The organism is Ralstonia sp. 1138 (assembly GCF_040544795.1).
Classification (GTDB): Bacteria; Pseudomonadota; Gammaproteobacteria; order Burkholderiales; family Burkholderiaceae; genus Ralstonia; species Ralstonia flatus.
On the sequence record NZ_JBEPKQ010000003.1, the window covers coordinates 583,646 to 596,771 of the forward strand.

At 63.4% G+C, this 13,126-nt stretch carries 11 protein-coding genes; 4 read left to right on the plus strand and 7 right to left on the minus strand.

Annotation, left to right across the window (positions count from 1 at the left end; translation table 11 throughout):
- Positions 1–8: 8 nt before the first annotated feature.
- The 4 genes from ABIC76_RS15575 to ABIC76_RS15590 form a co-directional block, all read right to left on the minus strand.
- Positions 9–806, minus strand: a complete 798-nt coding sequence (locus tag ABIC76_RS15575; protein ID WP_354534513.1) for a BPSS1780 family membrane protein — start codon at positions 804–806, stop codon at positions 9–11.
- Positions 797–1,801, minus strand: coding sequence for a homoserine kinase (locus tag ABIC76_RS15580; protein WP_354534514.1), 1,005 nt, complete (start codon positions 1,799–1,801; stop codon positions 797–799). The genes ABIC76_RS15575 and ABIC76_RS15580 overlap by 10 nt, the downstream gene beginning before the upstream one ends.
- Positions 1,802–1,886: 85 nt before the next feature.
- A complete protein-coding gene (locus tag ABIC76_RS15585) occupies positions 1,887–2,315 on the minus strand; it encodes a hypothetical protein (RefSeq protein WP_343548242.1) in 429 nt (142 codons plus the stop codon).
- Between the two features lie 94 nt (positions 2,316–2,409).
- Positions 2,410–3,363 carry an LOG family protein gene (locus tag ABIC76_RS15590; RefSeq protein WP_354534515.1) on the minus strand — a complete coding sequence of 318 codons (954 nt, stop codon included), beginning with the start codon at positions 3,361–3,363 and terminating at the stop codon, positions 2,410–2,412.
- Between the two features lie 4 nt (positions 3,364–3,367).
- Here ABIC76_RS15590 and polA point away from each other — a divergent pair, with 4 nt between their 5' ends.
- The 4 genes from polA (at position 3,368) to ABIC76_RS15610 (ending at position 9,664) form a co-directional block, all read left to right on the plus strand.
- Positions 3,368–6,181, plus strand: coding sequence for a DNA polymerase I (gene polA / locus ABIC76_RS15595; protein ID WP_354534516.1), 2,814 nt, complete (start codon positions 3,368–3,370; stop codon positions 6,179–6,181).
- A 207-nt stretch (positions 6,182–6,388) separates the two neighbouring features.
- Complete coding sequence (locus tag ABIC76_RS15600) at positions 6,389–7,723, plus strand: NAD(P)/FAD-dependent oxidoreductase (RefSeq protein WP_027680897.1); 1,335 nt, start codon at positions 6,389–6,391, stop codon at positions 7,721–7,723.
- Between the two features lie 105 nt (positions 7,724–7,828).
- Positions 7,829–8,707, plus strand: a complete 879-nt coding sequence (locus ABIC76_RS15605) for a dienelactone hydrolase family protein (RefSeq protein ID WP_316884099.1) — start codon at positions 7,829–7,831, stop codon at positions 8,705–8,707.
- Positions 8,708–8,857: 150 nt separating this feature from the next.
- Positions 8,858–9,664: a ZIP family metal transporter gene (locus ABIC76_RS15610; RefSeq protein ID WP_027680899.1), complete on the plus strand. Its 807-nt coding sequence runs from the start codon at positions 8,858–8,860 to the stop codon at positions 9,662–9,664.
- 67 nt (positions 9,665–9,731) lie between these two features.
- Here ABIC76_RS15610 and ABIC76_RS15615 read toward each other — a convergent pair whose 3' ends face one another.
- The 3 genes from ABIC76_RS15615 to ABIC76_RS15625 all read right to left on the minus strand — a co-directional run bounded on the left by ABIC76_RS15615 (position 9,732) and on the right by ABIC76_RS15625 (position 12,825).
- Entirely contained in the window at positions 9,732–10,619 is an 888-nt protein-coding gene (locus ABIC76_RS15615; protein ID WP_354534517.1) for a sulfurtransferase, read from the minus strand.
- Positions 10,620–10,640: 21 nt separating this feature from the next.
- Positions 10,641–11,630, minus strand: a complete 990-nt coding sequence (locus tag ABIC76_RS15620) for a DMT family transporter (RefSeq protein ID WP_354534518.1) — start codon at positions 11,628–11,630, stop codon at positions 10,641–10,643.
- Between the two features lie 97 nt (positions 11,631–11,727).
- The gene (locus ABIC76_RS15625) at positions 11,728–12,825 is read right to left on the minus strand and encodes an aromatic ring-hydroxylating oxygenase subunit alpha (protein ID WP_354534519.1); all 1,098 of its coding nucleotides are present in this window, start codon (positions 12,823–12,825) and stop codon (positions 11,728–11,730) included.
- Between the last annotated feature and the right edge of the window lie 301 nt (positions 12,826–13,126).

The following is a 13,126-nucleotide window of genomic DNA, read 5'->3' on the forward strand; positions in this document are numbered from 1 at the left end:
GGGCTCGATCAGGCGGTCGTGTCAGTCGTCTGGCCGGCCGCTTGCGTCACGTTGAAGCAGCCGCGGTAGGTGGCGTAGAACGAGCAGTACAGCACGGCCATCACCAGAATCCGATACGGCGTGGCGATGATGGGGGCGATGTTGTTCGCACCGCTCGACGCGAACAACGCATCGATGAACAGCGGCACCGCGATCAGCAGGATTGCCACCAAGACGCCGTATGCGATGAATGCGGCGCGGTTGCGCCAGACGGCCATCCAGCTGAAGAACAGCGCCTTGCCCACGGGAATGCCGTGCCACGCCACCAGCAACGGCGCAAACCAGAACAGCACCGCCACCGGGATGTACAGCACCGACCCCATCACCATGGCGAGGTAGAACTCGCGGATGGCGTCCGTGGTGAGCGGCTTGTCAGTGACCACCGTCATCAGCGTGTCGACATCCACCATGGTCATCAGCACGCCGCTGACCACCAGCACCAGCACGCCGTAGATGCCGCCAAGCTTGAGCAGGGCGCGCATCGCATCCTTGCCGTACGCACGAAAGCCTGCGATGAGCGACGCGGGCCCGACGCGCTTGCCCGCCACCGTATCGCGGCAGGCCGACATGAAGCCGACGAAGATGGCTGGATTGACGAGCAGGATGACGAACACACCAATCGGTGGCACCAGCAGCATCAGCAGGTTGACCGCAAACAGGTAGATGAACAGCAGCAGCAAGAATCCGATCGGGTTCTTGCGAAACAGCCACGCACCCTGGCGTAGCCAGACGTAGCCTTGCTTGGCCGGTACTTCAATCAGTTGCATGGTTGGGGAAGATCCAGAGTCAGGCCACTCGCGCCAACCCGTTCGCGCAGCACGCGCTCGAAGTGGGTGGGGTCATGCGGCTTGAGCAGTTCGGCATCGCGCGGGAGATAGAAATCCCACAGGCGCGAGACCCAGAAGCGGTATGCCGCGGCACGCAGCATGTCTTGCCAGTGCCGCGCTTCCGTGTCGGTAAGCGGGCGCACAGCGTGATACGCGCCCAGCATCGCACGTGCCCGCTCGGCGTCCAACACGCCGGTGGCCAGGTCGATGCACCAGTCGTTGACGGTGACGGCCACGTCGAAGAGCCACTTGTCGACACCGGCAAAGTAAAAGTCGAAGAAGCCGCCGAGGCGCTCCGGCTGGCCGTTGGCGGCCGGCTCGAACAGCACGTTGTCGCGGAAGAGGTCGCAGTGGCACGGGCCTTCTGGCAGCGCAGCGTAGTCGGCGCTGGCGAAGAAGCGTTGCTGATGTGCGAGTTCGCTTTCGAGCAGCGCGCGCGTATCGCCGTGCACGAACGGTACGACATCAGGCACGACCTCGTTCCACCACGGGAGGCTGCGCAGATTTGGCTGATGGCGCGGATAGTCGCGTCCGGCCAGATGCATGCGCGCGAGCATGTCGCCGACGATGGCGCATTCCGACACCGTCGGCGCCAGGTTCGACCGGCCCGCCAGACGCGTCACGATGGTCGCGGGCTTGCCGTTGAGCGTGCGCAGGATCTCGCCGTCGCGGCCGGCAATCGGCGCCGGCACGCTGATGTCGTGCTGCGCCAGATGCTGCATCAGATAGAGGTAGAACGGCAGTTGCTCGAGCGTCAGCCGTTCGAACAGGGTGACGACGTATTCGTGCGTCTGCCCGTCTTTTTCCGTGGTCAGGAAGAAATTGGAGTTTTCGATCCCGGAGGGGATGCCGCGAAATGCGCGCACGGCGCCCACATCGTATTGATCCAGCCAGAGAGCGATCTCGGCGTCGGAAACCGGGGTGAAAACAGCCATGCTTCAGGAACGGGAAACGGGTGGAGGGAAATGCAGCCGGCCCACCGTGGAGCCGGCTTGCAGGCGCCGCGCTTGCGGCACGGGCTTAGAACTTCAGGACGTTGACCGAGGGCACCCGGTCGATATCGCCGCGCTCGCGGATACGCGGCGAGCTGTCTTCAGGCTTGCTGAGGTTGTAGGACGTGCCCATGCCGGACTTGACATGGATATCCGGCGCCTGGCCCTTCTGGAACCGGTATTCCTCGACCTGCGTACCGTCGTTGTCGCGGTAGTCGAAGCTCGGCTTGACGCGCTCGTTGTGGATCGCGCCGCGGGTCGGCTTGGAAATCGGCTGATTGTTGATCGCCTTGACGTCAGGCAGGTCCAGGCCGGCGCTGTCGGAAGTCACCTCGGCGTGCACGGGCAGGGCGAGGCAGAAAACGGCCCCTGCCAGCAGCCCAGCGTGGCGCATGAGGCGCGCGGCGCTGGCAAAGCCGGAGTGGGCAGGGGCGGACGGGTGAAGCAGCGAATCCATCATGGACTCCGGCGGGTGATCTGGGACCCTACATTCTAGCAGTCCGGCCTCCCGCCATCGTCCGTTCATGTGGCGCCGAATGTCACACCCGAGGTTACAGATAGAACATCTCTTCCTTGGGCGGAATCGGCGAGGTGCCTTCGCGCTTTTCGTAGAACTCGTAGACGGCGTCCAGCGCGTCTTTGGGTTCGTCGACGATGCGCATGATGTCGAGGTCGTGCTCTGCAATCAGGCCCATCGGCAGCAGGGTAAAGCGGAACCAGTCGAGCAGACCCTTCCAGAAATGGCTGCCGAACATGATCACCGGCACACTGCGCGATTTGCCCGTCTGGACGAGCGTCAGCACTTCAGCCAGCTCATCGAGCGTGCCGAAACCGCCCGGCATGACGATGAACGCGTCCGAATTCTTCACGAACGTGACCTTGCGCGTGAAGAAATGGCGGAAGCGCATCGAAATGTCCTGATATCGATTGCCTTGCTGTTCGTGCGGCAGTTCGATGTTCAGGCCGACGCTGGCCGACTTGCCGGCGTGCGCGCCTTTGTTGGCCGCTTCCATGATGCCGGGGCCACCACCCGAGATGACGGCGAAGCCCGCATCCGAGAACAGTCGGGCGATTTCGATGGTGCGTTCGTAGTACGGCGAATCCTCGCGCAGACGCGCGCTGCCGTAGATCGAGACGGCCGGACGGATCTCCGAGAGGTACTCCGTCGCCTCGATGAACTCTGCCATAATCGTGAACATCTGCCAGGAGGCGCGCGCTTTCTTTGCGGTAGCGCGTTCTTCGTCGGCGAGTGCCCGCAGGCTGGGGATCATCTTCCGATCGGTGCGGCCATGTGACACGTCTGCTTTGGGCTCATGTTCAACGCCCACTGTCACGTTGACGTCCATGTCGGCCATGGTGGCCTGGCGCGAGGGGCTCACTCCGGTCAGTTCAGCCGCCGACACCTCGGCCGAGGAAGCGCCAGCAGCCTGCTTTGCCACGCCGCCTTCAGCGGAAGCGCCATTATCGGAAACGCCTTTTGGCGTTCCAGTCACATTAGAGTCCATGGGAATGTCGGAAAGTCAAGAAACGCTGTTGCTCGTCGATGGCTCGAGTTATCTGTACCGTGCCTATCACGCACTGCCCGACTTGCGAAACGGAGAAGGGTTTCCTACGGGGGCCATCTACGGCATCGTGAACATGCTGCGCAAACTGCGCAACGACTACCCGGCCAAGTATAGCGCTTGCATTTTCGACGCCAAAGGCAAGACCTTTCGCGACGACCTCTATCCGGCCTACAAGGAGCACCGCGCGCCCATGCCCGACGACCTGCGCGCGCAGATCGAACCGATCCACGAAGCCGTGCGGGCATTGGGCTGGCCCATTCTGGTGATCGAAGGTGTCGAGGCCGACGATGTGATCGGCACCCTGGCTGAACGGGCAGCTCGCGAAGGTGTTCGGACCATCGTCTCAACGGGTGATAAGGACCTCGCCCAACTGGTGAATGACCACGTCACGCTGGTCAACACCATGACCAACGAAACGCTCGACCCGGCCGGCGTGCAAGCCAAGTTCGGCGTGCCGCCCGAGCGCATCGTCGACTATCTCTCGCTGATTGGCGACACCGTGGACAACGTGCCCGGCGTGCCGAAGGTGGGGCCGAAAACCGCGGTGAAATGGTTGACGGAGTTCGGCTCGCTCGACAACGTCATCGCGCGCGCGGGCGAGATCAAAGGCGTGGTGGGCGACAACCTGCGCAACACGCTCGAGTGGCTGCCCAAGGGCCGCGAACTGCTGACGGTGAAGCTCGACTGCGACCTCAGCAAGGAGGTGCCGACATTCGACGCGCTGATCGACGGCGGCGAAGATAAATCCAAGCTCGTCGATTTTTTCTCGCGCTACGGTTTCAAGACGTGGCTGCGCGAGGCTTCTGGCGATGCGCTGCCCGATACGCGCAGCGTGGGCGCGGCGCGCAAGGCCGCCACGCCCGTGAAGAATTACGCCGGCGAGGCTGCACAACTGCAAGCCCAGGCCAACCTGTTCGACGTTGAAGCGCCGCCCGACGAAATCCAGTATGAGACGGTGACGACCGAGGCGCAGCTCGAATCGTGGATGCAGCGCCTGGACGAAGTGGACCTCGTCTGCATCGACACCGAGACAACGTCCATCGACCCAATGCTCGCGCAATTGGTGGGTATTTCGCTGTCCGTCAAGCCGGGCGAGGCTTGCTACATTCCGGTGGCGCATCGCGGCCCGGATGTGGCGGGGCTCGATGCAGCGGCGCAACTTTCGCGCGATACGGTGCTTGCGCGCATGAAGCTGTGGCTCGAAGACGAATCGCGCAAGAAAGTCGGACAGCATCTGAAGTACGACGCGCATGTGTTTGCCAATCACGGCATCGCGCTGCGCGGCATCGAGCACGACACGATGCTCGAATCGTATGTGCTGGAATCCCACCGCAATCACGGCATGGATGCGCTGGCCGAGCGCGTGCTGCACTTGAAGACGATCACCTACGAAGCCGTGTGCGGCAAGGGCGCATCGCAGATCGGCTTTGACGAGGTGCCGCTCGATCGCGCGACCGAATATGCGGCGGAGGACGCCGATATCACGCTGCGTCTGCATCGCACGCTGTTCCCCAAGGTGTCCGAAGACGACAAGCTGCGCTACGTCTACGAGCAGATCGAAATGCCGACGTCCATCGTGCTGCAGAAGATGGAACGCAACGGCGTGCTGATCGACGCCGAGCGCCTGGCCAAGCAGAGCAACGAACTGGGCCTGCGCCTGATCGATCTGGAAGCCGAGGCGCACAAGCTTGCGGGGCAGCCGTTCAATCTCGGCTCACCCAAGCAGATTGGCGACATCTTCTTCAACCAGATGAGGTTGCCGATCATCAAGAAGACCGCGAGCGGCGCGCCGTCGACCGACGAAGAAGTGCTGCAGAAGCTGGCCGAAGACTACCCGCTGCCGAAGCTGCTGCTCGATTACCGGGGCCTGGCCAAGCTCAAGTCGACCTACACCGACAAGCTGCCGAAGATGGTCAACCCGCGCACTGGCCGCGTCCACACCACCTACGGTCAGGCGACGGCGGTGACGGGGCGTCTAGCCTCGACCGATCCGAACCTGCAGAACATTCCGGTGCGCACGGAAGAAGGGCGGCGCATCCGCGAAGCGTTCATCGCGCCGGAGGGCAGCGTCATCGTATCGGCCGACTACTCGCAGATTGAGCTGCGCATCATGGCGCATCTGTCGCAGGACGAAGGCCTGATGCGCGCATTCCGTGAGGGCCAGGACGTGCACCGCGCCACGGCCGCCGAAGTGTTCAACGTGACGCCGCTGGAAGTCACGCCCGACCAGCGCCGTGTGGCCAAGGTGATCAACTTCGGCCTGATCTACGGCATGAGCGCGTTCGGGCTGGCGAGCAACCTGGGCATTGGGCGCGATGCGGCCAAGCTATATATCGACCGCTACTTCGCCCGCTACCCCGGCGCCGCGAGCTACATGGACGAAACCCGGCAGAGCGCGCGCGAGCGCGGCTACGTGGAGACGGTCTTCGGCCGCCGCCTGTGGCTGCCCGACATCAACGGCGGCAACGGCCCGCGCCGCCAGGCTGCCGAACGCGCTGCCATTAACGCGCCGATGCAAGGCACGGCAGCTGACCTTATCAAGCTGTCGATGCTGGCCGTGCAAGGCTGGCTCGAAGCGGAAGCGATGCGCTCGCGCCTGGTCATGCAGGTGCACGATGAATTGGTGCTGGAAGTCCCGCAGGACGAGCTTGCTGTGGTGCGCGAGCGCCTGCCCGAATTGATGTGCAGCGTCGCAACGTTGCGCGTGCCGCTGGTTGCAGAAGTTGGCGTGGGCGCAAACTGGGAAGAAGCGCACTGACGCAATCGCTTGCTCCGTAAGCGCCACGCCGTAAACCAAGGCGTGGCGCAGGCTTGCCTGCCGAGGCAGGCTGCGGATCGCGCTGGCATGCGGTTGCCATGATTCGCCATATCCATGCGTCCGGGGTTGCGGCGGGTTTTGCGTTGCAGCAGACTGCACCTGACAGATCGAGTGATCGAAAAGATTCAATGGCTCCAGGAGAAGCACATGGCAGGGCAGACGGATGGCGCAGGCGGAACGAACGGGCCGCGCATTGTGGTGGTCGGCGGAGGTGCCGGCGGGTTGGAACTTGCCACGCGGCTCGGTGACAAGCTCGGCAAGCGCGGCGCGGCCCGGATCGTTCTTGTCGACCGCAACCCCACACACATCTGGAAACCGCTGCTGCATGAAGTTGCTGCCGGCAGCATGGATCCGAACACGCATCAGCTCGAATACGCTGCGCAGGCGCGGTGGCATGGCTTCGAATTCCAGCAGGGTGAACTGAAGGGCCTTGATCGCGTTGCCAAATCCATCATCGTGTCGGGATGCGTTGACGCCGACGGCACCGAGGTGCTGCCTGAGCGTGCCATTTCTTATGACACGCTCGTGTTGTCCATTGGCAGCGTCACGCATTTCTTTGGCGTGCCGGGCACAGCCGAGCACGCCATTGCGCTCGACACCGCATGGCAGGCAGAGCGCTTTCGCCGCAAGCTCATCGCGGCATGCATGCGCGCACAGAATGGCGTGGCCGATGCGCGCCCGCAGGTCGACATCGCCATCGTCGGTGCCGGTGCCACGGGCGTGGAACTGTCGGCGGAACTGCGCAACACCGCCCACGTGCTCGCGGCTTACGGCCTGCACAAGCTGGACCCGCGCCACGACATCCGCATCCACCTGATCGAAGGTGGTCCGCGCATTTTGCCGGTGCTCAAGGAGCGCATTTCGGCGGCCACCACGGAGCTGCTGCACAAGCTCGACGTGGACGTCATCACCAGCGAACGGGTGACGGAAGTCACCGCCAGCGCAGTCAACACGGCCAGCGGCAAGTCCATTCCGGCAGATCTGACCGTGTGGGCTGCAGGGATCCGCGCGCCGTCGGTGCTGGGCGAGCTGGGGCTGCCGGTGAACAAGCTGGGGCAGGTGATCGTTTCGCGCACGCTGCAGGTGGAGGGTGACGATTCGATCTACGCCTTTGGCGATTGCGCGAGCTGCCCCTGGCCCGAGGCGTCTTCCAGCGTGCCGCCGCGTGCCCAGGCCGCGCATCAGCAAGCCACGTATCTGTTCGATGCGCTGCGCAAGCGCATGGACGGCAAGCCGGTCCAGCCTTTCGCGTTCAAGGACCTCGGCTCGCTGGTGTCGCTCGGCCATTTCAGTGCGGTGGGCAGTCTGATGGGCGGGCTGATCGGCGGGTCGATGTTCATCGAGGGCCTGATGGCGCGGTTGATGTATACGTCGCTGTATCGCATGCACGTGCTGGCGCTCCATGGCTGGGTGCGCATGTCGGTCGATACGGTCATGCACTGGCTGCGCAGCAAAACGAATCCGCGCGTCAAGCTGCACTAGGCCGGTCCTGGTACTTGGGCCGGATGCCTGGCTCGGCAGCAATCCATCTGCTTCGGTAGACTAGCCGCTTCACCGTAACCGCCCGCGGGGCGCGAGGAGAGTGCGATGCAGCTTGATGCAGAAGTGGAGAGTCTGGTACCCGGCCGCAGCTTCGATCGTCGCGGCTTCATGAAGACGGCGCTGGGCTCCGCCTTTGCGGCGGCGGTGCTGCCGGTGTCGGCGCAGACGGTCCATACCGATTTCAATGGGCTGACGGCGGGCGAAGTGACCGTGCCCGTCGGTGATTTCAAGATGCCGGCCTACCGCGCCCAACCCGAAGGCAAGACGCAGCTGCCGGTGGTCATCGTCGTCAGCGAGATTTTCGGCGTGCACGAATACATCGCCGATATCTGCCGGCGCTTTGCCAAGCTCGGTTATCTGGCGATCGCGCCTGAGCTGTTTGTGCGACAGGGCGATCCCCAGTCAATCGGCACCATCGCTGAGCTGCAGGAAAAGATCATTTCGAAGGTGCCTGATGCGCAGGTCACGGGCGATCTGGACGCAACGGTGGCGTGGGCCAAGCAGAACGGCGGCGATGCGGCGCGCATCGGTATCACCGGGTTCTGTTGGGGCGGTCGCCAGACGTGGTTGTTTGCCGAGCACAGCCCGGATATCAGAGCCGCTGTCGTGTGGTACGGCCATGTAAAAGGCAATCCGACCGCGCTGCAGCCTGCTTTCCCGATCGATAAAGTGGACGATCTCAAGGCGCCGGTGCTGGGCATGTACGGTGCAAAGGACACTGGCATTACGCAGGATGCCGTCAATGCGATGAAGCAAACCTTGGAAAAATCCAAGAACCCCAAGGCGCACGCGTCGCGCATCATCGTCTACCCGAATTCCGGCCACGCATTTCATGCCGATTACCGCCCCAGCTATGTCAAGGCCGATGCGGAAGACGGCTGGAAGAAGTGCCTCGCCTGGTTCAAGGACCACGGCGTGGTGTAGCAGCGCGACGCGCTCAACGCGAAAGGCTCTGGGGAGTCGCCCCGGGGCCTTTTTCTTTTGTCTGCACTGGCAAAGGTTGATAAAGCGGCATACAATTCGCCCTTCTTGCAACTCTGTTGCGTTTATCGGCTTCCGCTGCGTTACGTCCGCATGACCTTCGATACCACCCTGTTAGGCATTCTCCTGGCCACCGCGCTGTCTGGCATCGGCAGCATGGCAGGCGCTGCCGTGCTGTCGCTGACGGTGTTGTCGCGCATGGTCGATCGGATGGTGAGTTTTTCGGTGGGCGTGCTGCTGGCCACGTCGCTGCTACATTCGTTGCCCGAGGCATTCGAAGCGCATCGCGGCATCGAACCCAATACGCATGCGCTGTTTGCCACGCTGCTGGCCGGGCTGCTGGGATTTTTCCTGCTGGAAAAAATTTCCCTGATTCGCCACTCACATCACCACGAGGGCGATGGACACGGCCATCACCACGGCCACGACCGGCAGGAAGCCGGGCGCAGCGGCCTGATGATCCTGGTGGGCGATGGACTGCATAACTTCTCGGACGGCATCGTGATTGCCGCGGCGTTCCTGGCGGACACCAAGGTCGGCATCGTCACCGCGCTGGCGATTGCTGCACACGAGATTCCGCAGGAAATCGGCGATTTCATGGTGCTGCTCAACGCCGGGTTCTCCAAGACGCGCGCCTTCGTCTACAACCTGATCTGCAGCGTCTGCGCGCTCGTGGGTGCGGTGCTGGGTTACTACCTGCTGGACCGTCTGACGTCGTGGATTCCGTACGTGCTCGTGGTGGCGTCGAGCAGCTTCATCTACATCGCCGTGTGCGATCTGATGCCGCAGATGAAACGCCGGCCGCGCTGGCAGGAATCGGCGGTTCAGGTCGCGTTGATTGCGGCAGGCATCGCAATGATCTTTTTGCTGACCGAAGGTTTGCACGGCCACGCGCACTGAGGCGCTGCATCGCTTTAAAAAAAGCCCGGTCGATGCCGGGCTTTTTGCTGCGCGCTGGATTCGCTGATTACGGGTTCGGCCCGGTCGCCACCGGGCGCGACGGATCGCTGCACCATTCGCTCCATGAGCCGGCGTAGAGCGCGGCGCCCGTGAGGCCAGCGATCTCCATGGCCAATGCGTTGTGGCAGGCAGTCACGCCCGAGCCGCATTGCAGCATCGCGTCTTGCGGCTGAGCCCCGGCCAGCACGGCCGTAAAGTCGGCGCGCAGTTGGTCTGCCGGCTTGAACGTGCCGTCGGCCTGTAGGTTGTCGCGGAAGAAGCGGTTGCGGGCGCCAGGGATGTGGCCGCCAACCGGATCGAGCGTTTCGTTTTCACCGCGATAGCGGTCGGGGGCGCGGGCGTCGACGACGGGCTTATCGGCGTGGCCGAGGTATTTCTGCACGATATCTGCCGTCACCATTTGCACGAGCGAGGGCTTGCGCGTGATGTTGCCGGGCGTGGCGTTGAGCTGCGGTTCTTCCGGCACGATCTGGTCGACGGGAAAGTGCGCGGCTTCCCAAGCCTGCAGCCCGCCATCGAGCACGGCCACATCGGCATGACCGACCCAACGCAGCAGCCACCACAGGCGCGCCGCGTACATGCTGCCCTGGCGGTCATACGCGACGACTTGCGTGTCGTCATTCACCCCCAGCGCCTGCAGGCGCGCGACGAGTGCCTCTGCATCGGGCAGCGGGTGCCTGCCATTGGTGCCGGTTTTGGGGCCCGACAGTTCGTTGTCGAGGTGCATGTAGAACGCGCCCGGCACGTGGCTGGCGTGATACGCATCGCGTCCCGCGGCGGGGTTGGCGAGGTCAAAGCTGCAATCGATGACGACGAGCGCCTCGGGCGCGCTTTGCTGCAGCGCGGCCAGTTGCGGCGCGGTGATGAGGGTGGCGTAGTGAGCGCGTTCGCTCATGGCGGCAATCTCCAGGGTCGATCAAACTTCCGGGTGGATCTCGGCTTCCGGGCCGGACACGGCGGTCTGCGGCGTCGGATGCTCGTTGCCCGACTGGCGGGCGCGCATGACGGTGGTCACGATGCCGCTGCCGATGATGAGCGCCATGCCCGCCCACGACAGCGCATTCAGGTGATCATTCCACAGCAACATACCCCAGCCGCTCGCAAAGACGATGCCGGTGTACTGCAGGTTCGCAGTCAGCAGCGTGTTGCCGCGCTTATAGGCGCGCGTCATGGCGGTCTGGCCCAGCGTCGCGAGAAGCCCGACCGCCACCAGCAGGCCGGCGCTATGCCACGTATGCGACTGGGCGCCGCCAATCAGCATCCACACGCCGCCGGCAATCGCGCTCACCAGTGAAAAGTAGAACACGATGCGTGCTTCGTTCTCGCCCAGGTCGCCCAGTTGGCGGACCTCCACATAGGCGAGCGCGGTGAACACGCCGGAGACCAGCCCGACCATGCCGCCGGCCAGTTGCGATGGCCCGCTGCCCACGCTCGGTTGCAGCAGGCACAGCACGCCGACGAACGACATCAGGATCGCGGCCACCATCTTTTTGTCGGCGCCCGCGGCCTTGCCGGCCATTGCGGCACCCGCGCCGATGATCAACGCGATCCACACCGGCGACATGTAGTTCAGCGTCATGGCGGTGGCCAACGGCAGCAGGCTGATCGACGTGAACCACAGCAGCAGCGACGTCACCCCGAACACGCTGCGCTTGATGTGCGCCGTGAGGTAGGGCGTGCGGATGCCCGCGCCCGTCTTGGCGAGGATGGCGCCCATCACGGTCATGCCGATCACGCTGCGGTAGAAGACGATCTCGCCCGTGCTGTAGTGCGCCGAGGCCAGTTTCACGCACACGCCCATCGCCGAGAAGGCGAACGCAGCGAGGATCATCCACAGCGATTGGCGGGAGGAGCTTTCAGCCGTCTGGGTGGCAGTCTGGGCAGCGGTTGCAGTGTCGGCGGGCATGGCGAGGGGGCGGGCGAAAAAAAACGGTGCGGCCCGTTGGGCTGCACCGTTCCTATTGTGACGCGGAAGGGGGCGGATGCCTACCTTCCGTTGTTGCTTAGTAGTGCATCACGCGTCGATACCACTCGTGGAAGTGCTGCATGCCGTCCTCCATGGGGGACTGGTACGGGCCGACCTCGCTTGTGCCGCGCTTGAGCAGCGCCAGGCGACCGGCGTCCATGCGCTCGGCGATCTCGTCGTCCTCGATGCACGTTTCCATATAGGCGGCGCGCTCGGCTTCAACGAATTCACGCTCGAACAGCACGATCTCTTCCGGGTAGTAGAACTCGACCACGTTGCGCGTCTTGGTCGGACTCAGCGGGTGCAGCGTCGAGACCACCAGCACGTTCGGATACCACTCGACCATCACGTTGGGGTAGTACGTGAGCCACACCGCGCCGTACTTCGGCATCTCGCCGTTGTTGAAGCGGAGCACGGCGTCGTGCCACTTCTGGTAGGCCGGTGTGCCGGGCTTGCGCAAATTGGCGTGGATGCCGACGGTCTGCACGCTGTGCCACTCGCCAAACTCCCATTCCAGGTCGTCACACGAGACGAACTGGCCGAGGCCCGGGTGGAACGGCACGACGTGGTAGTCCTCGAGGTACACCTCGATGAAGGTCTTCCAGTTGTAGTTGCAGTCATGCACCTCGACGTGATCCAGCATGTAGCCGGAAAAATCGAGGTCGCGCGCCACGCCCAGGCGGGCGAGGTCTTCGCGCACATCGCGCTTGCCTTCGAACAGCAGGCCGTTCCAGTTCTGCAGCGGCGAGCGCGACAGATGCACGCACGGCTGCCTTTCGAAGTGTGGCGCGCCCAGCAGGTCGCCCTTCAGGTCGTACGTCCAGCGATGCAGCGGGCAAACGATGTTCTGGGCATTGCCGCGCCCATTGAGCATGATGGCCTGCCGATGCCGGCACACGTTGGAAAGCAATTCGACGCCGTTCGGATTGCGCACCAGCACGCGGCCCTCGGCCTCGGCGGCAAGCGTGTGATAGTCGCCGACTTCCGGAACCATCAGCTCATGGCCGACGTAACCGGGGCCATGTTTGAACAGACGTTCGATTTCAGTTTGATACAGCGCCTCGTCGAAGTAAGCAGAGACGGGCAGCTGGGTTTCAGACGGCACCAGATTCAGTGCGGCGCTGAGATTGGACATTATCCCCACTCCCAATAACGGTGAAAGCAGTGAACAACCCAACCATCGACAAGATCGATTTGGGAAAGGACGCCATCGGCAGGTGGCCTAGGGTCTGTTGAGGTAGGAAACGAGCGTTTGCTGGCCCCCGCTTGGGCCAACGACCATACGTTCAATGGGCCAACAGACCCAAACCATCGTGCGGAGCGGCGTACGCCGGCCCGGCCTTTGGAGGAAAGGGGGGGATTGTACCCCAGGGAAATTGATAAGTCCCTGATTTTCGAACCCTTTCCGCCGCCAGCTATTCGGCCGTCAGATGGAT

Bases quoted from the DNA above. Each gene is read 5' to 3' on its own strand.
- ABIC76_RS15575 (WP_354534513.1), bottom strand. From the start codon at position 806: ATGCAACTGATTGAAGTACCGGCCAAGCAAGGCTACGTCTGGCTACGC.
- ABIC76_RS15580 (WP_354534514.1), bottom strand. From the start codon at position 1,801: ATGGCTGTTTTCACCCCGGTTTCCGACGCCGAGATCGCTCTCTGGCTG.
- ABIC76_RS15585 (WP_343548242.1), bottom strand. From the start codon at position 2,315: ATGGATTCGCTGCTTCACCCGTCCGCCCCTGCCCACTCCGGCTTTGCC.
- ABIC76_RS15590 (WP_354534515.1), bottom strand. From the start codon at position 3,363: ATGGACTCTAATGTGACTGGAACGCCAAAAGGCGTTTCCGATAATGGC.
- polA (WP_354534516.1), top strand. From the start codon at position 3,368: ATGTCGGAAAGTCAAGAAACGCTGTTGCTCGTCGATGGCTCGAGTTAT.
- ABIC76_RS15600 (WP_027680897.1), top strand. From the start codon at position 6,389: ATGGCAGGGCAGACGGATGGCGCAGGCGGAACGAACGGGCCGCGCATT.
- ABIC76_RS15605 (WP_316884099.1), top strand. From the start codon at position 7,829: ATGCAGCTTGATGCAGAAGTGGAGAGTCTGGTACCCGGCCGCAGCTTC.
- ABIC76_RS15610 (WP_027680899.1), top strand. From the start codon at position 8,858: ATGACCTTCGATACCACCCTGTTAGGCATTCTCCTGGCCACCGCGCTG.
- ABIC76_RS15615 (WP_354534517.1), bottom strand. From the start codon at position 10,619: ATGAGCGAACGCGCTCACTACGCCACCCTCATCACCGCGCCGCAACTG.
- ABIC76_RS15620 (WP_354534518.1), bottom strand. From the start codon at position 11,630: ATGCCCGCCGACACTGCAACCGCTGCCCAGACTGCCACCCAGACGGCT.
- ABIC76_RS15625 (WP_354534519.1), bottom strand. From the start codon at position 12,825: ATGTCCAATCTCAGCGCCGCACTGAATCTGGTGCCGTCTGAAACCCAG.